Source organism: Streptomyces sp. NPDC044984 (assembly GCF_040646935.1).
Taxonomy (GTDB): Bacteria; Actinomycetota; Actinomycetes; order Streptomycetales; family Streptomycetaceae; genus Streptomyces.
Genome location: NZ_JBEZBE010000002.1, coordinates 223531 through 248830, shown reverse-complemented (window position 1 = coordinate 248830; position 25300 = coordinate 223531). Strand labels below are relative to the sequence as shown.

The 25300-nt window shown below is 69.9% G+C and carries 17 protein-coding genes; 7 read left to right on the top strand and 10 right to left on the bottom strand.

The annotated features are described in order from the left end of the window. Positions 1–310 precede the first annotated feature (310 nt). Positions 311–1204 (top strand): helix-turn-helix transcriptional regulator, encoded by an 894-nt coding sequence (locus tag AB0A94_RS03275; RefSeq protein WP_361738054.1) that lies wholly within the window; start codon positions 311–313, stop codon positions 1202–1204. After that, on the top strand, positions 1201–1392 hold the full coding sequence (locus AB0A94_RS03270) for a DUF397 domain-containing protein (protein ID WP_361738051.1): 192 nt from the start codon (positions 1201–1203) through the stop codon (positions 1390–1392). Before AB0A94_RS03275 ends, AB0A94_RS03270 begins: the two co-directional genes overlap by 4 nt. A 79-nt stretch (positions 1393–1471) precedes the next feature. Here AB0A94_RS03270 and AB0A94_RS03265 read toward each other — a convergent pair whose 3' ends face one another. Beyond that, entirely contained in the window at positions 1472–3388 is a 1917-nt protein-coding gene (locus AB0A94_RS03265; RefSeq protein ID WP_361738048.1) for an SMI1/KNR4 family protein, read from the bottom strand. Between the two features lie 513 nt (positions 3389–3901). Between AB0A94_RS03265 and AB0A94_RS03260 the strand changes: the two genes are divergently transcribed. Together AB0A94_RS03260 and AB0A94_RS03255 are read left to right on the top strand one after the other, a co-directional pair. Further along, positions 3902–8608: an RHS repeat-associated core domain-containing protein gene (locus tag AB0A94_RS03260; RefSeq protein WP_361738045.1), complete on the top strand. Its 4707-nt coding sequence runs from the start codon at positions 3902–3904 to the stop codon at positions 8606–8608. Positions 8609–8617: 9 nt separating this feature from the next. After that, the gene (locus AB0A94_RS03255; protein ID WP_361738042.1) at positions 8618–9616 is read left to right on the top strand and encodes a hypothetical protein; all 999 of its coding nucleotides are present in this window, start codon (positions 8618–8620) and stop codon (positions 9614–9616) included. Positions 9617–10551: 935 nt separating this feature from the next. On the opposite strand, the gene AB0A94_RS03250 is transcribed toward AB0A94_RS03255, so the two are convergent. Together AB0A94_RS03250 and AB0A94_RS03245 are read right to left on the bottom strand one after the other, a co-directional pair. Continuing rightward, positions 10552–11574, bottom strand: a complete 1023-nt coding sequence (locus AB0A94_RS03250; protein WP_361738039.1) for an MFS transporter — start codon at positions 11572–11574, stop codon at positions 10552–10554. A 50-nt stretch (positions 11575–11624) separates the two neighbouring features. Then, positions 11625–12386: an SDR family oxidoreductase gene (locus AB0A94_RS03245; RefSeq protein WP_361738031.1), complete on the bottom strand. Its 762-nt coding sequence runs from the start codon at positions 12384–12386 to the stop codon at positions 11625–11627. Positions 12387–12674: 288 nt separating this feature from the next. On the opposite strand from AB0A94_RS03245, the gene AB0A94_RS03240 reads away from it, so the two are divergent. Continuing rightward, the gene (locus tag AB0A94_RS03240; protein ID WP_361738028.1) at positions 12675–13247 is read left to right on the top strand and encodes a helix-turn-helix domain-containing protein; all 573 of its coding nucleotides are present in this window, start codon (positions 12675–12677) and stop codon (positions 13245–13247) included. Between the two features lie 129 nt (positions 13248–13376). After that, positions 13377–15377, top strand: a complete 2001-nt coding sequence (locus AB0A94_RS03235; protein ID WP_361738025.1) for an ATP-binding protein — start codon at positions 13377–13379, stop codon at positions 15375–15377. A gap of 14 nt (positions 15378–15391) precedes the next feature. Here the strand turns inward: AB0A94_RS03235 and AB0A94_RS03230 are convergent, their stop codons facing one another. The 3 genes from AB0A94_RS03230 to AB0A94_RS03220 all read right to left on the bottom strand — a co-directional run bounded on the left by AB0A94_RS03230 (position 15392) and on the right by AB0A94_RS03220 (position 18736). Continuing rightward, the gene (locus tag AB0A94_RS03230) at positions 15392–16396 is read right to left on the bottom strand and encodes a zinc-binding dehydrogenase (RefSeq protein ID WP_361738022.1); all 1005 of its coding nucleotides are present in this window, start codon (positions 16394–16396) and stop codon (positions 15392–15394) included. Positions 16397–16463: 67 nt separating this feature from the next. Further along, entirely contained in the window at positions 16464–17585 is a 1122-nt protein-coding gene (locus tag AB0A94_RS03225; protein WP_361738019.1) for a glycosyltransferase, read from the bottom strand. A gap of 407 nt (positions 17586–17992) precedes the next feature. Further along, the gene (locus AB0A94_RS03220) at positions 17993–18736 is read right to left on the bottom strand and encodes a thioesterase family protein (RefSeq protein WP_361738016.1); all 744 of its coding nucleotides are present in this window, start codon (positions 18734–18736) and stop codon (positions 17993–17995) included. 917 nt (positions 18737–19653) lie between these two features. Here AB0A94_RS03220 and AB0A94_RS03215 point away from each other — a divergent pair. Then, on the top strand, positions 19654–21744 hold the full coding sequence (locus tag AB0A94_RS03215; protein ID WP_361738013.1) for an AAA family ATPase: 2091 nt from the start codon (positions 19654–19656) through the stop codon (positions 21742–21744). Between the two features lie 69 nt (positions 21745–21813). Here AB0A94_RS03215 and AB0A94_RS03210 read toward each other — a convergent pair whose 3' ends face one another. The 4 genes from AB0A94_RS03210 to AB0A94_RS03195 all read right to left on the bottom strand — a co-directional run bounded on the left by AB0A94_RS03210 (position 21814) and on the right by AB0A94_RS03195 (position 25203). Further along, on the bottom strand, positions 21814–22500 hold the full coding sequence (locus tag AB0A94_RS03210) for a response regulator transcription factor (protein ID WP_361738010.1): 687 nt from the start codon (positions 22498–22500) through the stop codon (positions 21814–21816). A gap of 39 nt (positions 22501–22539) precedes the next feature. Further along, complete coding sequence (locus AB0A94_RS03205) at positions 22540–23781, bottom strand: sensor histidine kinase (protein ID WP_361738006.1); 1242 nt, start codon at positions 23779–23781, stop codon at positions 22540–22542. 105 nt (positions 23782–23886) lie between these two features. Continuing rightward, positions 23887–24351, bottom strand: a complete 465-nt coding sequence (locus tag AB0A94_RS03200; RefSeq protein ID WP_361738003.1) for an SRPBCC family protein — start codon at positions 24349–24351, stop codon at positions 23887–23889. A 51-nt stretch (positions 24352–24402) separates the two neighbouring features. Continuing rightward, complete coding sequence (locus AB0A94_RS03195) at positions 24403–25203, bottom strand: SDR family NAD(P)-dependent oxidoreductase (protein WP_361738000.1); 801 nt, start codon at positions 25201–25203, stop codon at positions 24403–24405. Positions 25204–25300: the final 97 nt, after the last annotated feature.

Below are 25300 nucleotides of genomic sequence, written 5' to 3'. Positions count from 1 at the left end.
TCTTCCGGTTCGTCTGAACGCGGCCAGGTCCTCCGGCCGCTGCCCGTGCAGGGCGGGAGTCCACGGGAGGGGCGACGGCCGCCCGGGTGTTTCCGCAGGTGACCGGCGGACACGGACGGTTTCTCCTCGCTCTCCGTGACCTCAGAGTGGCGGTCGGCCGGGGTGGGAGACGAGCATGGCACTCCATACGCTGAGTCAACGTACGGACACGAAGAGTAGGCGGTACGTCTGATTGTCCGTCAGGCTGGAGGTGAGCGCGGGGCGGCGTGAGGAGCCGCCGCGGTGCGGTACGTGAGGAAAGGGGCGGCGGATGGAGAGCGTGGGAGTCGAGGGGGAGGCGGCCGGGGCCGGGGGCGCCGGTGTGCGGGCGGTTCCGGTGGGGGAGTGGGAGCGGGAGCCGCATCCGTCGGACAGCCTGCGGACGTTCGGGGCGGTCGTCCAGGCGCTGCGTGAGCACGCGGGGCTCAGTCGGGTCGACCTGAGCGCCCGGGTCCAGTACTCCAAACACACGGTCGAGTCGGTGGAGTTGGGGCGGCGGATGCCGGACGAGGCGTTCGTGGAGCGGGCGGAGGAGGCGCTGGGCAACACCGGTGCGCTGCGGAAGGCGGCACGGCATCTGACGCGGGGGGAGGCGGGGCTGGCGGCTTGGTTCCGGCGGTGGGCTCGGCTGGAGCGGGAGGCGGTGAGCTTGTGCACGTATGAGTGCCGGTTGGTTCCGGGGTTGTTGCAGTCGGAGGGGTATGCGCGGGCGGTGTTCGACAACAGCATTCCGTTGCTGACCGACGAGCAGACGGAGGCGCAGGTTGCGGCCCGGATGGAACGGCAGGCGATGATGCGGGAGCGGCCGACTGTGCCGTTCGGCTTCATCGTGGAGGAGTCGGTTTTCCGGCGTGGGCTGGGTGGGGCGCAGGTCCAGGCGAACATGCTGGACCACGTGCTGGAGCTCACCGCTCCGCGCAACGTGACGCTGCAAGTGGTGCCGGTGGAGTTGGAGTTCCACGGGTGCCTGGACGGGCCTATGCGAATCTTGGAAACCCCGGAGGGGCGGCGGCTCGGGTACTCCGAAGGGCAGCAGAACGGACGGCTGATCTCCGACGCGAAAGAGATGAGTCTGCTCTGCCGACGCTATGACACACTGCGCTCGCAGGCCCTCAACCCCAAGGAATCCAGGGACCTGCTGGAGCGACTGCGAGGAGAGCTATGAGCAGCGGTACGTCGGAACTCGCCTGGTTCAAGTCCAGCTACAGCGGCACCCAGGGAGACGACTGCGTGGAGGTCGCGATCGCCGAACTGGCCGTCCACGTAAGGGACTCCAAGGACGCGACCCGCCCGTCCTTCGCCGTCGGCCGTGAAGGCTGGGGGCAGTTCGTACGGTTCGCGTCGGAGCGCTGAGCGAACTTGAGGGCGTACCGTCCGCTGGAGTAGCGAACGGCACGCCCTCACCGCGTTCGGGAGCGCGGGCCGTGCGGCTTCATCGCCGCTCCAGGCGGACCGTGACGTACGCGTAGGACTCGCCCTCCCGCGGCGCGCGGTTCCAGGACCGTGTGGTCAGCTGCGGCAGGACGCCCTCGGCCAGGGCGTGCCGGGGCAGGGAGAGGCCGAACTCGTCCTGCACGGCGGCCAGCAGGCACCGCTCGCGGTCCGCCTCGCCGACGCCGCGCAGGACCCGTTCCGGGTCGAGGGTGTCGGGTACCGGTCCCGAGCGTTCGACGTCGTTCGTGCCGCGCAGCGTATACGCGTACAGCTCCTCGCCCCGCTCGGCGACCGACAGGTGGAACAGCGTGAGGCCGTCGTCGCGGGTGCGGTGCGCCCACAGCACCACCGCGCGGCCGTCGCGCGAGGCGGCGGCGGCCGGGGAGACGAAGAAGTTCCCGGGCGTCGACGTCCGCGGAGCCGTGTCGTGGCCGAACGCCCACCCGGAGTCCGTCCGGCCCACCGCCAGCACGGCCCGGTCCTCCCACGGCGCCGACTCGTCCCGCTGCTTCCTGACGTCGTAGGGGAACCACCCGTCGGGGCGGAGGGGCGGCGGGGTCAGGCCCGAGCCCCCGTCCTCCCCGATCAGGCCGGGCAGCGCCTCCGGTTCCGCGCCCTCCACCCACAGGCACCGGTAGGAGCCGTACGGGGCGTTCCACCGCATGGTCTCCGCCAGCCAGCGCAGTCCCGGCGGATCCAGGTCCGGCACCGGATCGGGCACCGGGCCCTCCCGGCCGGCCCGGGGCGTGGCCAGCAGCTCCAGGCCGCGCTCCCGCGTCACCACCGGACCCAGCACGGGGTCCCCCAGCAGACCGACCGGTGCCAGCAGGTCCGGCCCCGGCGGTGACCACGACGGCAGCGCGGCACGGATCACCCGCCACGCCGTGTCCGTGTCCCCCCGTCTCGCCGACTCCCACGCCTGGGCCACCGCCTGTCCGAAGGCGCCGTCCGGCGCGTAGCGGTAGGTGCGGTCGCGCACCTGGGCGAGGATCGCGTCCGCGGCCGACGTGACACCGTCATCGGTCTCGGCGCCCAGCGGGAACCGGCGGGGAGGGGTGCCGGGGCGTTCGTCCCGCAGGTGCGCGGCGGCCATCACGGGCACCAGCTCACCCGTGTAGCGCGGATCGGCGACGAGCCCACCGAATCCGTGGTACCCGTACCCGACGCCGTGCGACAGCGCGTTCAGCTGTTGCAGCATGCCCCGGGCACGGGGCCGTCCGTAGCGCTCCGCCTTGGTGAGCAGCTCCCGGGCGGTCTCCCACCTCCCGCTCAGGGCCTCCTCCCGCGCACGCTCCACGTCGGCGTCCAGGGCCCGGGTGGTGTCGTTCTCGAAGCCGGGGAGACCCGCCCGGTCGGAGTGGAAGTCCTGGTACATCCGCTGCATATAGGCGCGGAACGACGGATACCGGTCAGGGTGTTCGCCGCTCCACCCCTTGTAGACGTACAGGGCCCACTCGCCGTCCTCGTCGGTGTCGCCCGGGTCCAGCAGGGCGTAGGACATGTCCGAGTCGGTCTCCAGCTGCAGTGCCCGCTGCCACATCCCGGCCAGCAGCACCTCCTGCTCGGTCGAGCGCTCGGTCAACCCCTCCTGGTAGGCCGGGGTCATGTCGAACGGGTCCCCGAACCAGTCGATCTCGTGGGCCGCGCCCAGCCGGTAGATGGATCCCCCGTCGAGCCGCCAGCCGTTGCTGGCCGCGAGGAACCGCCGGTAGGACGGAGGGAGCCGGGCGCCCAGGCGCTCCTCGGCGGCGGCTATCTCCGCCTCGGCCGCGGGCGGGGCGGCGAGCGCCAGGTCGGCGAGGGTCATGCCGCCCTCCGCCAGGTCCTCCATGTCGTCCTCGCCCGGGACCCATTCCTCCTGCCAACGCCGGAGGAACTGCTGCCAGTCGAAACGGTTCTCGGTCTCCTCGGTCACGGGCCGAGTGTGGCAGCCGCCACCGACAACGACGCGGGCACTCGGGCCCCGGTGGCCGTGGCCCGCCCACGTCGCTTCCCGCGCTCCTCGGGCGGCCGATCGCCCTCCTGGACCCGGATGGTGCCCAGGTGCCGTCGTGATCCGGGTGCCGAGCCGGACCAGGGCGTCCTGCGGGGCCTCGGCGGCACGCTCGCGAAAGGGTGACGTAACCCGCGGCGGCGCGGGTCCGGGAGTCCGCCCAGCCGTTCCGTCACTGGAGGCCCGGCCCGGTCGTGCGATGACCTGAATGTCCATGCCGTGCTTCTCGTGTCCCCGGGAGTGGTGCGGCGCCAAGGAGGCACAAGATGTCGAAATCGTCTCACCAAGGGTCGAACCGGACCTGGCCGGCGGAAGTCAAGCAACCACGTTCGCCTGGGAGACGGTTTTCGGGAACCGCTGTTCTTCCCGGGAGTATCTTGAAGATCAACGGATGAATGCCCGTAATGGCATGGGACAACGGGGAGTTGAGGCGGAGTGGGATACACCATTCCCGAAGGTGTCGACACGATGCTGGACGTGGTCGGGGTCGGTTGGCCCAATGTGGATGAGGACGCCTACCGGGACATGGCGGAATCGCTGCGGGAATTCGCCAACAACGCGGAAAGCGACGCCCATGACGGACGTCAATACATCCAGCGGCTGCTTTCCAGCGGCAATGCGGAGTCGCTCGATGCACTGGACCGGCACTGGCAGAAGGTGCAGGGGAAGCACAAAGACCTGGCGAGTGCGGCGCGGCTCGTTGCTGGTGCTCTGGACCGGGTGGCGGACATCATCGTCGCCCGGAAGATCGCAGCAGTCGGTGAACTCGCCGATCTGTGCGCCACGGTAGGTATCACGCTCGCCCTGGCCCCGGTCACCGCAGGCCTGACCACTCTGCTGGCCGCCGGCAAGATCGCGGCCACCCGGATCGCCTTCAAGCGCATCCTGAAGGAGATGGCCGAGGCGGCTGTTGCGGAGATCGTGGCGACGCTCACAGAACCCGCGGTCGCCGCGATCGAGAACATCATCACGGACCTGGCCATCCAGACGGCTCTGAACGTCACCGGTGTCCAGGACGGTTACGACACGGGCCGGACGGTGCAGACCGCCAAGGACGGGATGCAGCTCAATTCGACCGGCCGGGGCGCCGGTCCGGGGGGTGCCAAAGAACTCGGCATTGACTACGACGCCCACGGACGAGCTGGACTCGACCTTGCCGACGTACAGGTCAATATGCGCACCAAGACCGGTGGTTCGCTGGGAAAGGCGAAGGGGCACCATGGGCGGGCCAAGGGCAAGGACTCCCTGACGGCCGTCCTGGACACCACCATCGACGGGGTGGTGAAAAAGCTCGACAAGGCGCTCGACGACCTTGCGGAGCATGTGGGAACCAAACTTCCCAAAGCCATGGGTAAAAGCGCGAAGACCCATAAAGACACCGATCTCGATGTCCGTGACCGCCTCAAACGGATCGATGCCGGTGACCGCAAGGACGGCGAAGGGGGCGGGCGTCGTGGTGGTCCAGAGGGAGGAAGGCGCAACAGTCCGTCCGTGTCGCTGGCCAAGGCCAGGGAGAACCCGCGTGATCATGCGGTCCCGCTGAAGAAGCGCCGGTGCATGACTGACCCCGTTGACATCGCCAGTGGCGAGATGGTGTTGCCCCAGACGGATCTGGAACTGGCGGCGGTTCTCCCCCTGGTGCTGCGCCGTACGCACCTGTCCGCCTACGCCTACGGCCGCTGCTTCGGGTCGAGCTGGGCCTCCACGTTGGACGAGCGCCTGGAGATGGTGGGCACCGGTGCCGCCTGGGCCCGTGAGGACGGCTCGGTGCTCGTCTATCCGCGTCTGCCGGCCGGGCAGGACGACGAGGTGCTGCCGTTGGAGGGCGAACGGCTCGCGCTGACGTTCGTCGAGCGCAATGCTCTGGGAGACCTCACATACGCAGTGACCGACAGGCATGCCGGTTGCCTGACCCGGCGTTTCACCGGCAACCCGTACCAGGGGTCGGGCTTGTACTGGCTGACCGAGGTGGAGGACCGTAACGGCAATGCGCTGCGTATCGACCGTAGCGCTGATGGTCTTCCCGTCACCGTCGTCCATGACGGTGGTTACCGCGTGGCTGTCTCCACGGACGCCGGCCTCGGACGTGTCACGGCCCTGACGCTCCACACGCCGGAGGGCCCGGTCGATGTGGCGTCCTTCACCTATGGCGACACCGGCTGCCTCGAAGGTGTCACCAACTCATCGGGCGTGCCGGTGCGGTTCACCTACGACCACCAGCAGCGCATCACCTCCTGGACCGACCGCAACGGGTCGACGTACGAGTACGTGTACGATGCAGCGGGCCGAGTCGTGCGTACTGTGGGGCCCGAGGGTTTCCTGTCGTCCTCCTTCGGTTACGAGACGCATGAAGGCGATGACGGCGCCGGCAGGCGCATCACCCGCTTCACCGACTCCACCGGGGCCACCACCGTCTTCCAGCTCAACGAGCGGCGCCAGGTCGTTGCCGAGACCGACCCTCTCGGCAACACCACCGTCCAGAGCTGGGACCGCTACGACCGGCTCCTGAGCCGGACCGATGCGCGGGAACGCACCACGCGATGGACCTGGGACGAACACGGCAACCTCACAGCCGTGTGCGAAGCCGACGGAAGTGTCACCAGCGCCGAGTACGACCAGTGGGGCATGCCCCTCACCGTGACCGGACCCGACGGGGCAGTATGGCGGCGGGAGTATGACGCAGCCGGCAACAACACGGCATTGATCGCACCGGACGGAACGATCACCCGCTACACGCATGACGAGCGCGGGGGCATCATCGCGATCAGCGATGAACTCGGGTCAACGGAAACCTTCGTACCCAACGCGGCAGGTCTGCCGATGGCCCGGACCGACCCCCTCGGGCACACCCACACCTTCACCCGTGACGCGTTCGGCCGCCCGACTTCGCTCACCGATCCGCTGGGTGCGACCACTCGCCTGGAGTGGGACACCGAAGGCCACCTGACACGCCGCGTCGAGCCCGACGGCACCGAGCTGGCATGGACGTACGACGGCGAAGGCAACTGCCTCACCGAGACCGGTCCGAACGGCGGCACCACTAGTTATGAGTACACGCACTTCGCGCTGCTTGCGGCCCGCACCGAACCGGACGGCGCGCGTTACGAGTTCGCCTACGACACCGAGATGCGCCTGACCGAGGTGCGTAACCCGTCAGGGCTGACGTGGAGTTACGCGTATGACGCCGCGGGACGCGTTGTGCGCGAGGCCGACTTCGACGGGCGGGTGCTCACCTACGCATACGACGCGGCGGGCCGGTCGGTCTCCCGCACCAATCCGCTCGGCCAGACCGTCACCCACCACTTGGACGATCTGGACCGTCTGGTGGCGAAGGACGTCGACGGGACCGTCACCACCTTCGCCTACGATCCGGCGGGCAGGCTCCTGCAGGCCCACTCGCCGCACTCCGTGATGGAACTGGAGTGGGATGCGCAGGGACGCCTCCTCGCGGAGGCAGTCGACGGCCGGCGCCACCGCTACACCTACGACGCCGCCGGCCGCCGTACAGGCCGCACCACCCCCCACGGCGTGAGGACGACTCAGGGGTATGACGCGGCCGGCAACCGCACGCTCATGGAAATCGCAGGACATCCCCTGCACTTCACCCATGATCCCTGCGGGCAGGAAACCACCCGCACCTTCGGCTCGCCCGACCACTCCGTCACACTGGCCACCGCATGGGACACCCTGGGGCGCGTCAGCGAACGCAGCCTCATCACCCGGAGCACGACACTGCGCTCACGGGCGTACACCTACCGTCCCGACCACCACCTGGCGGCCGTCACCGACCAGCTCACCGGCAACGTCACCCATTTCGCCCTCGACCCCCACGGCCGCCCGACCGGTGTCGACGCGCGAGGCTGGAGCGAACGCTACCGCTACGACGCCGCAGGCAACCAGACCCAGGCCACTTGGCCCGACCGCGCTCCGCACCTCGACGCACGCGGTCCACGCACCTACGACGGCACACGACTGCGCTCCGCCGGAGCTCTGCACTACATCTACGACGCTGCCGGACGCGTCATCGAGCGTCGCCGCAAACGTCTGTCCCGCAAGCCCGACATCTGGCGCTACACCTGGGACGCCGAAGACCGGCTGACCTCCTGCACGACACCGGACGGCGTGCTGTGGACGTACACCTACGACGCCTTTGCCCGCCGCACCGCCAAGCGCAAGCACGCCGAGGACGGAACGGTCCTCGAGGAAACCGTGTTCGCCTGGGACGGGGGCCGTTTGTCGGAGCAGAGCGACACCGTTACGCAAACCACTCTGACCTGGGAATATGACGGTGTGCGACCGGTGGCGCAGGCCGAGACCCGCGAAGCTGGTGATGAGCTGGGGACCGTCGACTCGCGCTTCTTCGCGATCGTCACCGATCTGATCGGCACCCCGACCGAACTCGTCGACGAGGACGGCGGCATCGCATGGCACAGCCGATCCCTCACATGGGGCACCACCGCGTGGAACCGCGATGCACAGGCCTATACACCGCTGCGTTTTCCAGGCCAGTACGCCGACCCCGAGACCGGCCTCCACTACAACCACTTCCGCTGCTACGACCCCGAACCGGGGCGCTACGTCACACCGGACCCCCTGGGTCTGGCACCCGCACCCAATCCCGCGGGATACGTGGACAACCCGGCGACCATGTCGGACCCCATGGGGCTCGCGCCGTGCATGCAGGCTATGGAGGACATGGCGACGCAGATCAACAACCTCAAGCCCGAGGGCCGGGCCCGCAACAGCCAGGTCGTCGCTCTCATCCATGCCCAGACGCCCCACGGCCCGGTCACCTTTGTGGCGGGCACGAGCAAGAGCAAACTCGACAGTGCACAGGTCCAGTTGGCTCGATCCATGGGGTTGATACCCATTCCCGACGACGCGTACATGAAGGTGCCCAGGGGCGCCAAGGGCGGCCACGCCGAACAGAACATCCTCGCCTATCTCAGCCGCCTGAACGAAGGAAAGACCCAGCCGAAGTGGCTGCCCACCCACGGCGCCGCCTCCAACAGCGTGTGCACGGACTTCTGCTCCCCACTGATCAGGGGAAGCAACGGTGCCATGTACGGTCAGGTCCATCCGGGGACACAAGGTACCCAGCAGAAGCAGTTCTATTGGCCTGCACGCCACTCCCCGAGGTAGACAACTCCCATGACCCACCCACGCACTGCCGTCGAGTTGCTCGCCGAAGAAGAACTGCCGGGTTTCGGCGCCCGGTCCACCCGCCGTGACGCTTTCCTGGTGCGTGACGCAGCCTGCTGGCTGGTCGCCCGGAACGGGAACGAGACCGTCGTGGGCCGGGCGGCCGCAGACAGCACCCGCGTCTTCGCCGAACAACGGCGCTGGCCCTGCCCGGACCACGGATTCGCGTCACCGCTGCCGGACGGCGGCCTGGCTGTGGTCGGCAACGGCCTGCTCACCGTGTACGGCACGGACACCCGCAGGCGCTGGACCGTGGAGTTCGAGCCCTGGCACGACGGAGGGAACGCCGGCCCCGCCTGCGTCGCCGACGCGTCGGGCCGTCGGCTTCTGGTCACCCTGCCGGGCCCTGACGCCGGGAACGGCACCTACGCCGGTGACCTGTGCGTCGCCCTCGACGTGACCGACGGACAGCACATCGCGCAGACGGTGCTGCCCTCTGCCACCGCGGGCTACGTCTTCCAGCAGTCCCTCACCGACCCCGCGGAGATCTTTCTCGACGCGCTGCAGGGCGACACCTTCCACTCGCTGCGGGTCGGTCTGACGGACGACACCCTGCACACGCAGAGCGTCGGCGCGGACAACGAGCCGTTCGCCGGAGTGAGTCTGAACGGTGCGGTCCTCAAACTGGACGTCGGAGGGGAATGGCTCAGCCGCTGTGAAGCCGGCCAGGAGGACGTCGTCGCCGAAGCCGAGGACGTACTTCCCGAGGGCCTGCGTTTCGTGGGCTACCGCCCCGGCTTCCTGGACGACAGCCGGATCGTGGCCGCCATCGCCGAGGACCAGGACTCGGCCGACAACCGGCACCTGCTTCTGGACGGCCGCACCCTGCAGCCGGTGGCCGAGCTCGACTACCCGGGGATCACCTGCCCCGACCCGCTCGCGCTCGGAGACGGCACCTGGCTGACGGCACAGGGCGACACACTGCGCCGGTGGCGGCTGCGGGTGTGAGGAACCCTCTCGCACGCACCGCCGGTCCCAGCGGAGCGTCCCGACAGCACATACGGTGCACAACGGCTCCGCCCCGGCATGCCGGGGCGGAGCCGTTCGTCGGTACGGAAAACCGTACGGTGGGCCACGCGGCGGACTGTCACCGCCAACGAGCAGCTCATCCACCGCCGACTCGCCCGGAGCACACGCACGCGGCTGACCATTGAGGCGTCCTGCCCCGTACGGACCGAGCAGGTCGGCCCCGGGGCCTGTGGCAGGCGATGATGCCGGCGGGGCGGGAGCCGGTCGACTCCCCGCCTCGTCGGCGAGCTGCTCGCCCTTGACCTCGACGGGTCCGACTACGCGACGGCTGTCATGGAGCCGGGCACGGAGGTCGATCCCCCGGCGCCGTACATCGCGAGCGGCCGGCTCGCCGACCTCGCCGGTCGGCTCGTCCGGCCCGAGCGCTGAGCACGGCCCGTCCTCGCGGACCGCGCAGAAGCAGCCCGGACGCCGCGGGCACCCTCGCCCCCGCGGGCGGGAAGAGGGCGGCGGCCTCCGTCCTCAGATGTCCCGGAACTCATATACGACGTCTCTGACCTGCGCGAACGAATCCAACAAAGATCATCTTGCACGGTCGCTGCACAAACCGCGCAGTGCAGGAGTCACGAGGCCCTCGTGCAGGCACTCCGGACCGCGACGAGGATTCTGGAACGTCGGCGACATCGGCGAGGTTGGCCGGCTCGCGGGCTGCAATGGCCGACCACAACCCTTCCACCGGATTGGTGCGAGTGCGTAGACCGGCAGTCGCTCCGGCGTCAGTCCGTTCTGCTCGGCCGCCCGGGCCCGCACGTCCCGGCTCCAGCGGGCCGGCACTTCGCTCCATACCGGCACCACTGGCTCATCGGCGATCGGGGACGGGGAGTCGACTGCGGCCGACACTGCCACCTCTCGGCTCACCTGCTCGCGGAAGCCGGCCGCCGGCCTGCCGTGCGGAGCAGGGCCGCCGTGAGGCAGGCGACGACCGTGAGTGCACCCGCGGTGAAGAAGGCCGCCCGGACGCCGGGCACAAAGGCGCCGGGTACGGCTCCGACGGCGTACACCGACACGATCACGGCGAGTCCGCCGAGCCGTCGCCAGCTGTGGAGCAGAACCGGCGGCAGCAGGGGGGCGGACACGCGGCGCTCGGTCACCACGAGGACGACGACGCACACGATGCCGATGACGAAGGCGGCCACTGTCCGCGGCGAGGTCCAGCCGTGGTCCGGCGCCCCGATCGGAGCCCAGACGGCGAACACCGCGGCGCCGGTGGCCGCGACGGCCCCCACCGTGTCGAAGCGGCCGGGGCGGCGCGGGGTCTCCGTGACGAAGAGCCGGGCCAGAACGAGGACGGTCAGGCCGAGAGGGACGTTGATGAACAGGGTCCAGCGCCACGAGCCGTACTCGGTGACGAGCCCGCCGAGGACGAGGCCCAGCGTGCTGCCGCCGATACTGACGGCGGAGAAGAGCGCCAGCGCACGGTGCCGGGCGCTCTCGTCGGACGCGTTCGTGGTGAGGAGGGTGAGGACACCCGGCGCGGCCAATGCCGCGCCGACGCCCTGGGCGGTCCGGGCGGCGATCAGCAGTCCGGGTGTGTCGGCGATGCCTCCGGCGAGCGACGCGGCGCTGAAGAGGGCGAGTCCGGTCTCGAAGACACGCCGTCTGCCGTAGGTGTCACCGAGGCGCCCGCCCAGCAGGAGCAGGCCGCCGAAGGCGAGGGTGTAGGCGTTGAGTACCCAGGGCAGTCCGGCCGGGCCGAAGTGGAGGCCGGAGCCGATGTGTGGCAGCGCCACGTTCACGATGGTGGTGTCCAGGGCGAGCATCAGCTGTACGACGAGTATGACGGCGATGCCGACGGCCGGGGAACCGGTGCGCCGTGGTGCGGGAGCGGTGGGGGCGTGTCGGCCGGTGGGGCGGGAGGCGGAGCGGGTGGAGGGCACGAACGGTCTGTCTCCCGGGTCGGAGGAGTGAGGGCGGGGGAGGGGGCGGGTCACACCTGTGCCGTGCCTCCGTCGACGAAGAACTCGACGCCGGTGACGAAGCTCGCTGCGTCGCCGGCCAGGAAGACGGCGGCCTTCCCTATCTCTCGCGGGTCGGCGATGCGCCCGGTGGGATTGCCCTCGCCCATGGCCCGGACGAGGGGGATCACCGCGTCGGCTCCTTGAGCCTGCTCCGCGGCCCGTCGCAGGCTCGCGGTGTCGACGGCTCCGGGGCTCAGGACGTTGATCCGGATGCCCGAGCCCTTGATGTCCTGGATCCAGGCGCGTACGAGACAGCGGACGGCGGCCTTGGAACCGCCGTAGAGACTCATTCCCGCGGGCGGTCGGACGGAGGCCGTCGAGCCGATGACGACGATGGATCCGCCGTTCGGCATGAGCGGCAGCGCGGGCTGGACGGTGAAGAGCACGCCTTTGACGTTGACGTCGAAGGTACGGGTGAACTGGTCCTCGGTGATGTGGCCCAGGGGAGCGTGTGCTCCGATGCCCGCGTTCGCGACGACGGCGTCCAGGCGGCCGTGGACCGACTTCACCTCGCGGTACATGCGGTCCATGGCGGCGGGATCGGTGACATCGGCGACGATGCCGGTGCAGGAGCCGCCCGTCTGTGCGACGGCCCGGTCGAGATCGGTTCGGTCGAGGTCGGTGATGACGACCTTGGCACCGTGGGCGGTGAATTCCTGGGCGATCCCAAGGCCCACGCCGGAGGCGCCTCCGGTGATGACGGCGACCTTGCCGTCTAGTGGCATGCTCATGATTACTCCGGAACTTCGAGGTGCCGAGTCGGTCGGCGCCGTCGTGTGAAAGGAGAAGGCTCGTCGGGCGCGTCCTTGCGAGGGGTAGCCCGTTGCGTCAGTGATGTGCGCGACCTCCCGCCCCGCTGTGCGGGTGGGGGACCGCGCCGAAGAGGCGGTGCCCTACGCTGAAAGCGGAGGCGTCGCCGTTCAGTAAGTGGAGGAGCCCCCACTTCGAGTACAGTAAGTGGAGGCGCCCCCGCTTGGCAAGTGCGGGCATGCGCGCCGACGATCGACGGGAGTCCGCTCATGCCGAAGGAGACAGGGCGTCTGCTGCGCGCCGACGCCCAGCGCAACAGGGATAAGATCCTGGCCGCGGCGGTGCGGGTGTTCGCGGAGGAGGGCCTCGACGCGCACATGGAGCGCATCGCGAAAGAAGCCGGCGTCGGCTCAGGCACCCTCTACCGCAACTTCCCCACCAGGGAAGTCCTCATCGAGGCGGCCTACCGCAAGGAACTCGCCAAGCTCTGCGACGCCGCGCCGGAGCTGTTGGCCGCTCTGCCGCCGCGCGACGCCCTGCGGGCGTGGATGGGCCGCTTCATCGATTACGCCACCGCGAAGTTCGGCATGGCCGACGCGCTGCGCTCTTTGGTCGCGTCGGGCGTCAACCCGTACGCGCAGAGCCACGAGTTGATCCTCACGGCGCTCACCTCACTGCTCGACGCGAGCGTCGAAGCCGGCGCCGTCCGCCGGGACATCGGAGCGACCGACATGTTCGCCGCCCTCACCGGCATCGCCCTGGCCTCGGGCCGGCCCGAACAGCGCGAGCAGGCCGAGCGTCTCCTCGACCTCACGCTCGACGGCCTCTGTACCGGTACCTGAGCGCACGCCGGCGCCGGCCGGCACGACGTGGTGACCGAGGCGGCGGAAGCCGCCCAGTGTGAAAGGCATGGGATGGAAGCGCCACCACGTGGCAGGATCGCCGACCGGATCAGTGTGGGGAGGGACCATGTGTTCGTCGGCAGGGAAGCCGAACTGCGTCTGCTGCGTGATGTCCTCGCGGGGCGTCCCGACGCACCTTCCGTGCTGTGGGTGCACGGCCCGGGAGGCATCGGCAAGTCGGCGCTCATCCGGCAGTACGCCAAAGAGGCGTCCGCTGCCGGACGAACGGTCGTGCAGGTCGACGGGCGGGCGGTACCGGCCGCTCCTCGGACGTTCGAGACGGCCGCCGAGACGGCCGCGCGGGCTGCCCGGGCGCTGCTGCTGATCGACACGTTCGAGTACTGCCAGAGCCTGGAGGGTTGGCTGCGCGACGAGTTCCTGCCGGGACTGCCCGTCGACATCCTGGTCGTCGTGGCGAGCCGGCACGCGCCGGACGCCCGGTGGTCGGCGGACCCGGGGTGGGCGGGCGTACTCAAGGTGGTCGCCCTCGGCAACCTGGCCGCGGACGAGGCGGAGTCCTTCCTGGACAGGCGCGGGGTCGAGCCGGCCCGGCGCGACGCGCTGCTGGCGTTCGCCTGCGGTCACCCCCTCGCCCTGGTGCTGGCCGCCCACGCGTCCGCCGGGCACGAGCTGCCCGCTGCCCGGCCGTGGGAGCCCGCCTCCGAGGTCGTCGCGCCGCTGCTCGCCAACATCCTGGGGGATCTGCCCGGCCCACGGCACCGGCTGGCCCTGGAGGTCTGCGCGCAGGCACACCTGACGACCGAGACGCTGCTGCGTGCCGTGGTCGGTGACGACGCGCCGGAACTCTTCGCGTGGATCCGCGAACAGCCCTTCATCGAACGGTGCGCCGAGGGCGTCTTCCCGCACGACGTCGTCCGTGAGGCCCTCGCGGCCGACCTGAAATGGCGCGACCCCGAGCGGTTCGACCAGCTGTACCGCCGGCTCCACCGCCATCTGCTGGAGCGCATCGGCTCCGCCTCGGCCGGCCGGCTGCTCCAGGACGTGGGTTCCCTGCAATTCCTGTACCGGGGTGCCGGGCTCATGGCGCAGAGCCACGCGTGGTACACACCGGGACTCGTGGAGGACCACGCGTACGACCCCGCGGACGAGGCCGACGTCCTGGCACTCGTCGAACGCGGTGAGGGCCCCGACGCGACCGGTCCGGTCCGTTACTGGCTCCGGAACCGGCCGCAGGACTTCCGCGTGCAACGGTTGCGCGGTACGTCGGCAGCCGCCGCCTTCTCGGCCTGGCTCCGACCGGAACCCTCTCAGGGCCGCGACCACGATCCGGTCGTCAAGGCGGCCTGGGAGCACGTGGCGGCCCACGGTCCCCTCACACCGGGCGAGCACATGGTGCTCGGCCGCTTCCACGTGTACCCGCGCCAATACCAACGGCCCTCGCCGGTGATGGACCTGATGCTCTGGCGCATGCTGGGTGAACTGCTGCGCGACACCGACCTGGCCTGGTCGTTCATCGTGCTGCGGGACGACGGTTTCTGGGACGCCCACATGAGCTTCTGCGACATGACGCCGCTGGAAAGGCCCGTCATGGTCGGCGGACACCCCTACCGGCTCTTCGCGCACGACTGGCGCGACATGTCCCCCAGGGACTGGCTGGCCGAGAAGCAGCGGACCCTGCTCACCGACACGGTCGACGACGAGGACTTCGCCGTCACGGACCGGTCCTGGGCTCCGCTGCCGTCGCCGCAGTCGATGTCCAGGACGGAGTTCGCCGCCGCTGTCCGCTCGGCCCTACGGGACCTCCGGCGACCGCAGGCGCTGGAAGCGAACCCGCTGCGCAACAGCCGGCTCGTCGTCGAGCACGGTATGAGCTTGCGGGACGTCCTGTCCAACGCCGTCGCGGGCCTCGTCACCGGGCGTGGCGGTGACAAGGCGCATCAGGTCGCCACCCAGGCCTTCGTGGAGGGCGCACCGACCCAGGAAGCGGCGGCGCGGCGGTTGCAGATGCCGTACAGCACCTACCGCCGGCATCTGACGACCGCGACCGCGCGCATCGAGGAGAAGCTGTGGCAGCACGAACAGAGGGGGCTGCCGCTGCTTCCGCCCTGATGCGCGCCGCACGGTCACGGGCGGTCGCCGGACCGGGGTCGCAGCACCACCTTGCCGATGGTCTTCCGGGTCTCGAGCGCCGAGTGCGCCTGCGCGGCACGGTCGAGGGGAAAGGACTGGACGACGGGGCGGAACACGCCCTGTGCCGCCTTGTCGAGTGCGGTCCCCTCCAGCCGGCGGATGCCACCGGGCAGTGCGAAGAGGGAAGGTCCCACCACCAACCGCGACGTGATGCCGTACTTCGCCAGCTCCGCCTCGGTGAACGTGGTGAAGTGGCCTTCGTCGGACGCCCAGCCGTAGTACAGGTGCCTGCCCCCGGGGCCCAGCGATTCCGCGGCGCCCCGGCCGAGCCGGCCGCCCACCCCGTCGAGGACGACGGTGGACGCTCCGCCTCCGAGAGCCTCACCGAGGCGTCGTTCCCAGCCGGGCAGCGTGTAGTCCACGGCATCGTCGGCGCCCTGCTCCAGCACCACCTCCGTCTTGGTTCCGCCGCCGGCCAGACCGATCACCCTGGCGCCCGCCTGCCGCGCCGCCTGGACGAGCAGGATGCCCATCCCGCCGGCCGCGGCGGTCACCACCACGGTGTCCTCGGCCGACAACGCCGCCTGTTCGAGGACTCCGACCGTGGTGCGACCCGTGCCGATCATGGTGACCGCGGTGGCGTCGTCGACTCCGTCCGGGACGCGGTGCAGACTGTCGGCCGACGTCACGGCGTACGTCGCGTAGCCGCCGTTGCGTTCGTGCCCGAGGTAGGCCACCACCCGGGCGCCGATCCAGCTCCGGTCCACGCCGGCGCCGACGGTGTCCACCACGCCCGCCGCCTCCCTGCCCGGTGTCATCGGCAGGCGGGGCAGTGCCATCCCCGTCTCCCGTCCCGCGCGCAGCACGGTGTCCATGAGGTGGACGCCCGCGACTGTCACGGTGAGACCTGCTTCGCCGGGCCCGGGAGAGGGCGCGTCGACCTCTTCGTACACCAGCGTTTCCGGGGGACCGAAGACGCGCTGCCGCACTGCGTACATGATGTTTCCTTTCAACGGCCTCTCACCGGCCGATCCGGACAGGGATGTTCTGCCTGTTCCGCGTGCGTCAGCGGTCCCGTCGACCGGTCAGCAGGGCCAGGACCTCCTCGGCCGGGGTCATGGCCGCGATCTGCGCCGCCGCGTCCCGGGCGGCCGTCCGGTAGGACGGCTGTGCCAGCACCCGCGTGACAGCACCACCAGCCTCGTCCGCCGCGCCGATGACCTCGGCGGCCCCGAGAGCCGCGGTGCGCTCCGCGTTCAGGGGCTTGTCCAGGCCCAGGGGCCAGATCACCATCGGGACGCCGGAGCCGAGCACCGACAGCACCGTGCCGGCGCCACCGGAGGAGACGACCACGTCCACGTCCTGCAGCAGGAGACTCATCGGCACGAAGCCGGTCACGTGGACACCCGCGCCCTCCACCGGAAGCGTCTCCCCCTCGGCCGACGGCGGGAGGGCGACCACCACGTTGACGTCCTGGCCGGCGAGTGACGCGACGATCTTCACGAGAGCGTCGGAGTCGTCGATGATGGTGCCCAGGGTCACCAGCACCCGGGGCAGGTGCTCGCGGCCGGGGAAGACCGGCCGGTGCCACTCCGGGCCCGCCTCGGCCTCGTGCGCCTCGGGCCGGATCGTGACGCGGTCCGCGGACGGCTTCCAGTCGTCGCGCTGGAGGCAGGCGGGCCAGGGGTCCACCGAGGCGAAGGGCTGGGTCAAGGAGATGCCCCGCTCCGCCGCTCGGGCCACGGCCGTCGCCCGCATCGCCTCGGCCAGGGGGGCCTCCAGCGCGATGCCCACACCGTGCGACGCCCACTCCACGCCCAGTTCGGAAGCGACCAGCGGACCGAGGAAGTCCGCCGTCTCGGCGACCACCAGGTCGGGGGCGAACGCGCGGGCCGCCGACAGCGCCTCGTCGGCGCCCAGGTCGACCCGGGTACCACCGAAGAACTCGCCGGCGGTCGCCGGAGACATGTCGGTGGTGGCGTCCTTGCCGGTCCGCTGCGCGAACTCCAGCAAGGTCGCCTCCAGCGTGGCACCGGCCGGAACGACGGGCGCGGGAGCCACGACGGACTCCAGCGACGCGTGCGTCAGGAACGCGGTGGTGTGACCGGCCCGGCGGGCGGCCCTCTCCAGGGGAAGCAGCGGCAGCAGATGGCCGTAGGCCGGAGTACCGGAGAACAGAATGCGCATGGAACACCTTCGAACAGAGCGATCGTCGGGCCGACATGAAACGTGCCACGGTGAAGACGCGGCAGTGCCCGCGAAGGTCCGGCCGTCGCGGGCCGGGTGGCCGTGGCCGGACCCCGTCATTCCATCTTGCGGGTCGTGATCGCCGGAAACGCGGTTGCGGGCCGCTCAGAGGTGCTCACTTCCGCCAACGACCGCCACTGCGCCGCTGAGAGGTTCGCCGAAGACGACGTCGTGCGAAGCCGTGGGCCACAGCCCGTACACGGCCCAGCAAGGACGGACACCGGCCCCGGGTCCGGTTGGTGACATCCGTCGGCAGTGCCGACAGGGAACACCGTCGGCAGCGTGGCCGACCGCCCCGACCGACGCCTCCTAGACGATGCGGCAGCAAGACGTGTGGTCCAGGTCGTTCACACGGAGGCGGCGAACTGACGCGACTGCAGGACCAGGTCGCCGGACGAGTCCCAGACCTCGGCGTCCTCGATGACGTGATCGTCCCTCAGTGCCTTGGAGCTCGTGCGTACCTGCAACCAGCCGGGAGCGGGACAGCCGCGGATGTGGGCCGTGAGCTGGACGGTCGGCAGCCACCCGACACGGCCGAAGGCGAAGGAGATGGGAGGAAGCGCGTGTACGGCGGCCAAGAGCGCCAAGGGATCCGGTTCGCGGCCGTTGGCCAGTCGGAACCAGCCGTCGAAGTGTCCGGTGCGGGAGGGGGTGCCGAAGGCCCAGCCGGCGGACTCAGGTGCCAGCCGTATGTCCATACCGGCCAGATGATCGAGGCGTTTCGCCGCTTCTCCCGGGGCGTCATCGCGGCGGATGCAGGCCGAGGGCGGGGTGATGACCGGCGGCAGTGGAGCATCGACGGCCGTCTGGGAGTTGAGGGTTCCGTGCGAGACGAGGGCGCGCAGCCGCTCGATCTCACGGTCGTCCTCCGTCTTCTGGGTCAGCGAGACCTGGCTGGTGGTGAAACGGCTGCCGCGTTGGATGACCTCGATGCGCGCGCGGACCGGACCCGGTCGCGAGGCGGTGAGGAAGGAGGCACTGATGGAGCTGGGGAAGAAGCGGTCCGCGCGTACCGCCGTCGCCGCCGCTGTCGCGCGGGCGGCGACCGCCAGCAGAATTCCCCCGTCGATGCCCTCGGTGGTGTCCCACACCGGTGGAAGGTGACTGTCGAAAGTCCCTGGCGTGTCCGTCCGTCTGACGACGGATGTGGCCGCCAGGAAATCGGTGCTGTTGGCGCTCTCCATCTGTTGCACCTCCGGATGGTATGAGTCCGGCAACACACCCGTACCGAGATGAACACCGAATGATCATTCTGTGGGCAGAGTTCGGTGATCGCGGCGTGGCGCCGCCTTGCTTCAGGGATGACGGCGTGCAGGGCGTGCCCGCTCCCTGAGGTTCCGCTGTGATGTGTGTCCGGTCGCCGGGTGAGCAACAGTGAGCAGAAGTTGGCGTGATCATGAGCATCACCTGGCGTGGACGTCGCAAACAGAAGATTGCGGGCACTTCGCCTCTCGTGCTCGTCCCGGTGCTCCTCCTGCGGCCCTGCTCCCGGCGCACCGGGACGGCTGATCCCCCAGTGGGCATCCGGAGTGTTCGAGCCCCCTCCATCTGCCGAAACGAGCTCCCTGCCGCAAGGACCCCATCTCTGGACGGCTACTGACGGTGATCGAAAGGTTTCGTGGTCGACGGGTCGCGGACGGCAGGCACACAGTGCTCGGAAGCACATCGAGACCAAGGAAGGGTGATGTCCTTCCTCCTATAAAGTGATCGATCTATACGACGCGATTGTGCCTCGGGGTGCGGCTGGGCGCCGTGCATGCGGGCAGAGCGCGGACGTTCGGCGTGACGGTGCCGACGAAGTCCGGTCGGTCACGTCGCGTGACACAAGCCGCGTGCTGCCCAGCTCGCGGTGAGTCATGGGGAATTGGTGACACGTGAAGTCGAAACATGTCGGCCCGCGGGTCGGCTGCCCGTCCGGACGGCCGTTCTCCAGGCGCGCACGCAGACACCGAGCCGTACAGGGTGACTTGGCCCAGCGCGGTGCACAGTGAGGAAGGACAGGAACGGAATGGCGACGGAAGACTCCGCCTCCCGCTCCGCCGGCGAGACTTCTCGCCCGCATGCTCCGGACCGGCGCGGCCGGTTCGCCGACAGGCTCGCTACGGCGAGGATGCACAACTTCGTCGGCCGTGAGGAAGAGATCGAACTCTTCCGCCAGGCCCTGAGGGCAGAGCCGTCCGCACCGTCGGTCATTGTCGTGCACGGACCCGGCGGTATCGGCAAGAGCGCGCTGCTCCAGCGGTACGCGGTCGAAGCCCGCGGTGTGGGCAGGCCTGTCGTGTCCGTCGACAGCCGCACGATCTACCCTTCTCCGACCGCCTTCGAACAGGCGGCGGCCGGTGCCCTGTTCCAGGACGACTGTGTACTGCTGGTGGACAGCTTCGAGCGCTGCCGTGACATGGAGGAGTGGGTACGCAACCGGTTCCTTCCCCGGTTGCCCACCGGTGTCCTCGTGGTCCTCGCTGGCCGGCTGCCCCCCGATCCCTTGTGGCGCGCCGATCTCGGATGGCGTGAACTGATGCGGGTCGTTCCGCTGCCGGAACTCGACGGGGACCAGGCGGCGGCACTCCTGGCAGGACAGGGCGCCGACCCGACCGCGCACGGGGACCTCCTCGGTTTCGCGGGAGGCAATCCGCTGGCTCTGCGGCTGGCGGCCGAGGTCGCCGCTCACGGCAACACGGACGACACGGTCTGGGTGCCGTCCCGCACGGTCATCGAACAACTGCTGTCCCACCTCGTCGGAGAGCTGCCCTCTCCCGCGCACCGCCGCGCCCTCGAAGTCTGCGGCCACGCGCTGGACACGACGGAGGACCTGCTGAGGGTGGTGCTCCCGGAAGAGGACGCCACCCAGCTGTTCGCATGGTTGCGGCAGCTCCCCTTCGTCCGCTCCGGCCGGTTCGGTGTGTACCCGCACGACGTCATCCGCGACTCGTTGGACAGCGACTTCCGCTGGCGGGACCCGGACCGGTACATGACGATGCACCGGGCCATCCGCCGTCACCTCGTCGAGCGTATTCGCAACGCGCCCGAGCGGGAGGCACTGAGGGCCGCCGGCGCCTACAACTACATCATCTCCAGGGCCCCGTGGATCAGGAAGTTCCACGGCAGCCGTGATGAGGGGGGCGCTTACGAGGACACGGCGCGCCCGGAGGACGCCGCCGAGCTGGTGCGCATGACGCGCGAGGTCGAAGGCGAGGAGAGCGCGGCCGTCGTCGAGTACTGGCTTGCGAAGCAGCCCGAGTCCTTCAGGGTGCACCGCCGCTACAGTTCCAACGAGCTGCTGGGCTTCATGGTGTGGCTCCGCGTCGAGTGGCCCGACGAAGACGTGCGCCGGGCCGATCCCGTCGTCGCGGCGGCCTGGGACGCCGTCAACGACATGGCCCCTGTCCGCCACGGGGAACACCTCGGTGTCGCCAGGTTCATGGTGCACCGGCACACTCCGCACCGCCCGTCCCGGGCCTGGGACCTGGTGCACATGCGCATCGTCGCCGAACTCCTGCGGGCGAGGCACTGCGCGTGGTCGTGTGTGGTGATGGCGGACCCCGGCTTCTGGGAGCCGCTGATGACCTACATGGACATGTTCCAGCCGCCGGGCCGGCCGGAGCGGACACCGGGACTGTTCTGCCATGACTGGCGTGCCGTGCGGGTCGACGAGTGGGCCGAGGGCATCGACGTCCGCCTGCTGAGCGGGCCTCCGGGCAAGCCCGCGGAGGAGCCCAAGGGCGTCACTGTCGCCCTGACACGTGAGGAGGCCGACGCGGCCGTCCGGGAAGCGCTGCGGAACTGGCTCGACCCCGACGCGCTCGCCGTCAGCCCACTGCTGAAGTTCCGGATCATCGCGGCCGATGACGGACCCGAGGCCGTGGCGGCCCTCCAAGAGGTGCTCAACAAGGCCGTCCAGCGGCTCCAGGTCAATCCCCGCACCCGGCACCTGCACTCCGTACTGACGATGACCTTCCAGTCGTCGCTCACGCAGGAGGCTGTGGCACGCCGGCTCAACATGGCGTTCAGTACCTACCGCCGTTACCTGACACGAGCCATCGACGAAGTACGGGAGCGGGTCTGGCTGTGGGAGACACAGGGACACCTGCCCGACTGACACGACGGACTTCGGCCGGGTGCGCCGGCAACTGCGCACCCGGCGGGCGGCTGGCCCTCGCGGACTTCGTCAGCCGGCGTCGTACGACGACGCGGTGCCGGGGGTCACAAGACCACAGTCGTAAGCGAGCACCACGGCCTGCACCCGGTCGCGCAGCCGGTACTTGTCCAGGATGTGCGCGACATGCGTTTTCACCGTGGTCTCGCCGATCCCGAGCTCCCGCCCGATCTCGGCGTTCGACAGTCCTCGCGCCAGTGTGCGCAGAACGTCCAGTTCGCGTGCCGTGAGCGCGTCCAGGCGAGGCGGCGGCAAGGGAGTGGTCTGCGACGGCATACCGGCGAAGCGGTCCAGCAGCCGCCGGGTGACACGGGGCGCGAGGACCGCGTCACCGGTCGACACCGTGCGGATCGCCTCGATCAGGGAGTCCGCCGGCCCGTCCTTCACCAGGAAGCCGCTCGCTCCGGACCTCAGCGCGTCCACGACGTGCGCGTCCAGGTCGAAGGTGGTGAGGATGATGACGCGGCTGGACGGGTTGTTGCGGACGATCAGCTCAGTGGCTTCCACCCCGTCCATGTGGGGCATCCGGATGTCCATGAGGACGACGTCGGGAGACAGGCGCTCGGCCTCCTTGACGGCCTCTTGGCCGTCGGACGCCTCCGCCACCACCTCGATGTCATCCTCGGACTCCAGGATGAGCCGGAATCCCGTCCGGATCATGGGCTGGTCGTCGGCCAGCAGTACGCTGATGCGCCGCATAGGTCTTGGTTCCCTCGTCTCAGTGCGCCGTCGGTCGGATCACGTCAGATCCAGCACGGCGTGCACACAGTAACCGCCGCCGGGTCGTGGACCCGTGTGCAGCGTTCCGCCCACCGCGCCGATCCGCTCACGCATTCCCACCAGGCCGTGACCGGTGCCGTGGCCGACCACCGCGGCGTTCCGTGCCACAGGTGCTGGGTGGGCGGGTCCGTCGTCGCAGATGCGGATGGTGAGCCGCGCCGGCTGATCACTCCAGGCGAGGTGCACCCGGACCAGGGTCGGCCCGGCATGCTTCAGGGTGTTGGTCAGCGCTTCCTGGACGATGCGGTAGGCCGTCAGGTGCGTACCGGCCGGCAGGGCGAGCGGTCTGCCCGACACGGCGAAGTCGACGTCCAGACCGGTGGCTCGCACCGAGTCGACCAGCGAGGGCACGGCGTCGACGGTCGGCTGCGGCGGCTCCTTGGAGGGATCGGCTCGGTCCTCCTCTTCCTCCGTGCGCAACACGTCCAGCAGCCGGCGCAGCTCGGTCACGGTGTCCCGGCCGGTCTGTTCCACCGCCGCGTGCAGCTCGTGGGCCTTCTCGGGAGTACGGTCCTGCACCCGGTCGGCGGCGATGGTCTGCACGACCATGAGGCTCACGTTGTGCGCGACGATGTCGTGCAGCTCGCGGGCGATGCGCGCCCGTTCGTGCATCACCGCCGCCCGCGCGTTGGCCGTGTGCTCACGTTCCAGGGCGGCCGCGCGTTCCACGGCCTCGTCCCGGATCGCCGCACGGGCTTTCGCGAGGCGACCGAAGGCCCAGGCCGCCAGCAGGAGGACGGCCACGGTCGCGAGCGCGGCCAACCGGTGCCCCAGGGGTGCGAGCAGTGCTTCGGTGAGTGAGTAGAGCGGAATGAACACACCGGCGACGGCGGTCGTGAGCCAGGGTCCCCGACGCACGGCGGTGAGGAACACGGCCGTGGCGACCGCCAGGTTGGTCGGGCCGATCGACATGCCTTGCTCTCCGACCACCTGCGGCACGTAGGAGAGCCCTTGCAGCACAGTCGCGGCCGAGGCCGTGATCAGCAGACTGGCCAGTGGGGTTCGGCGGTGCGCGGCGAACCCCACAGCCGTCAGCAGCACGAGGCCGAACCACCAGGTGTCAGGTGTGCGTAGTGCCTGGCCGTCCGCCGGGACGATCTGGGGCAGCGCCAGGCAGCTGCCGAACACCAGAACGGCCAATCCCGTGTCGGTCACCGCAGGCGGTATGCCATGCCCGGCCAGGGACCTGATCGCTGTCATGGTGCAACAGTAGAGGGACTGCGGTTTCGGGCCGCTGTACGTGGGGTGGAGGCGACGCACTGTCCCTCCTCCCTGCTGCCTCCTCCTCAGGAGGGAGGTCGCGGCTCAGCCGGCGACGGAGTCCGGGAGGGGGCCGTCGCCGGTGAAGCGCCGGCGCAGCGCGGACAGACCGCTGCCGTAGAGCTCCTCGACCAGCGCCTGGACGCCGGCTGCGTCCTCCGCGTCCTCCTCCGACTCCGCCCACCACTCGACGAACGCCTCGCCCGTGTCCACCACGGGCAGCACACGCAGCGTGGAGACGCTGCGGCGGACCGGGAAAGGGTGCTCCACCAGTTCGTAGGTGAAGGTGCGCCGGGCGTCGTCGAGGACGGTCAGACGCTCCAGGACCTCGGTGTCGCCACCGGAGAACCGCAGTCGCCGAAGCGCCCCGACCGAGGCCGGGCCGCCTTCCTCCAAGACACTCGAAGCGATCGCCGGGTGCCAGAGAGGCAGACCGTCGAAGGGGCGGACGACGTGCCAGACGGCGTCGGCGGTGGCGGGAACGACCGTGCTGACGTAGGTGTGGGCCATGAACGTACTCCAATGTGGTGGGTGGGTCGCTTCGTACGGTTCTTGCGCGTGTCAGGTGTTCGCGGCGGCCAGGAGCCGCTGTGTCACCGCTGCCAGGCGGTGAAGGTACTCGGGGGAGAGGGCGTCCGGCTCCGAGGGGGCGGACCGGTCGAAGCTGTGGAAGTAGGCACCGGTCACCCCTGCCAGACCGGGATCGTCCACCAGACGGCGGGTGGCCGCGACACCCTTCTCCAGTGGTTCGTCGGCCGGCATACCGGAGTCCTTGGTCATCGTCGTCGCCATGAACGTCGCGGGGTGGACGGCGTTGACCGTGATGCCGGTGTTCTCCAGTCGGTGGGCGAGGTCCACCGAGTGACTGATGAGGGCCAGCTTGGAACGGCAGTAGGCGTGCGCCTGACTGAAGTCGCGTTCGTGCTGCGGGTCGTCGAAGTCGAACAGCTGCTGGCCGACCGAGGCCACGTTGACGACGCGGGCGGCGGCCGCCGCCCGCAGCAGGGGGAGCAACTCCTGCGTGAGCAGGACCGGGGCCAGGTAGTTCACCGCGAGACGCAGCTCGTGTCCGTCGGCGGAGAGCTCCCTGTCGGTACTGCCGACGCGGAATCCCACCCCCGCGTTGTTCACGAGGACGTCCAGATGGTCGTACCGGGCCGTGATCTCGGCCGCGAGACGCCGGGTGGCGGACAGGGAGGCCAGATCGGCGATGAAGGTGTCGCCGTTTGTGACCCTGGCCACCTCGGCGAGCCGCGCCATGTCCCGTCCGTGCAGCAGTAGGTGGTGTCCGTCCCGGGCGAGGTCTTCGGCCAGCGCTCGGCCGAGTCCGTCGGATGCTCCGGTGATCAGGATGGTGGCCATGGCAAGGCCTCTCTGGGGGCAGGTGGGTGTGATGGCGCTCCCGACCGTCGAGCGGGCGGAAGCAACGGGTGTCAGCGTAACTCAACACTTGTTGGGT

Excerpts from the sequence above, each read along its gene's own strand:
- AB0A94_RS03275 (WP_361738054.1), top strand. The coding sequence starts at position 311 with ATGGAGAGCGTGGGAGTCGAGGGGGAGGCGGCCGGGGCCGGGGGCGCC.
- AB0A94_RS03270 (WP_361738051.1), top strand. The coding sequence starts at position 1,201 with ATGAGCAGCGGTACGTCGGAACTCGCCTGGTTCAAGTCCAGCTACAGC.
- AB0A94_RS03255 (WP_361738042.1), top strand. The coding sequence starts at position 8,618 with ATGACCCACCCACGCACTGCCGTCGAGTTGCTCGCCGAAGAAGAACTG.
- AB0A94_RS03245 (WP_361738031.1), bottom strand. The coding sequence starts at position 12,386 with ATGAGCATGCCACTAGACGGCAAGGTCGCCGTCATCACCGGAGGCGCC.
- AB0A94_RS03240 (WP_361738028.1), top strand. The coding sequence starts at position 12,675 with ATGCCGAAGGAGACAGGGCGTCTGCTGCGCGCCGACGCCCAGCGCAAC.
- AB0A94_RS03230 (WP_361738022.1), bottom strand. The coding sequence starts at position 16,396 with ATGTACGCAGTGCGGCAGCGCGTCTTCGGTCCCCCGGAAACGCTGGTG.
- AB0A94_RS03225 (WP_361738019.1), bottom strand. The coding sequence starts at position 17,585 with ATGCGCATTCTGTTCTCCGGTACTCCGGCCTACGGCCATCTGCTGCCG.
- AB0A94_RS03215 (WP_361738013.1), top strand. The coding sequence starts at position 19,654 with ATGGCGACGGAAGACTCCGCCTCCCGCTCCGCCGGCGAGACTTCTCGC.
- AB0A94_RS03210 (WP_361738010.1), bottom strand. The coding sequence starts at position 22,500 with ATGCGGCGCATCAGCGTACTGCTGGCCGACGACCAGCCCATGATCCGG.
- AB0A94_RS03205 (WP_361738006.1), bottom strand. The coding sequence starts at position 23,781 with ATGACAGCGATCAGGTCCCTGGCCGGGCATGGCATACCGCCTGCGGTG.
- AB0A94_RS03200 (WP_361738003.1), bottom strand. The coding sequence starts at position 24,351 with ATGGCCCACACCTACGTCAGCACGGTCGTTCCCGCCACCGCCGACGCC.
- AB0A94_RS03195 (WP_361738000.1), bottom strand. The coding sequence starts at position 25,203 with ATGGCCACCATCCTGATCACCGGAGCATCCGACGGACTCGGCCGAGCG.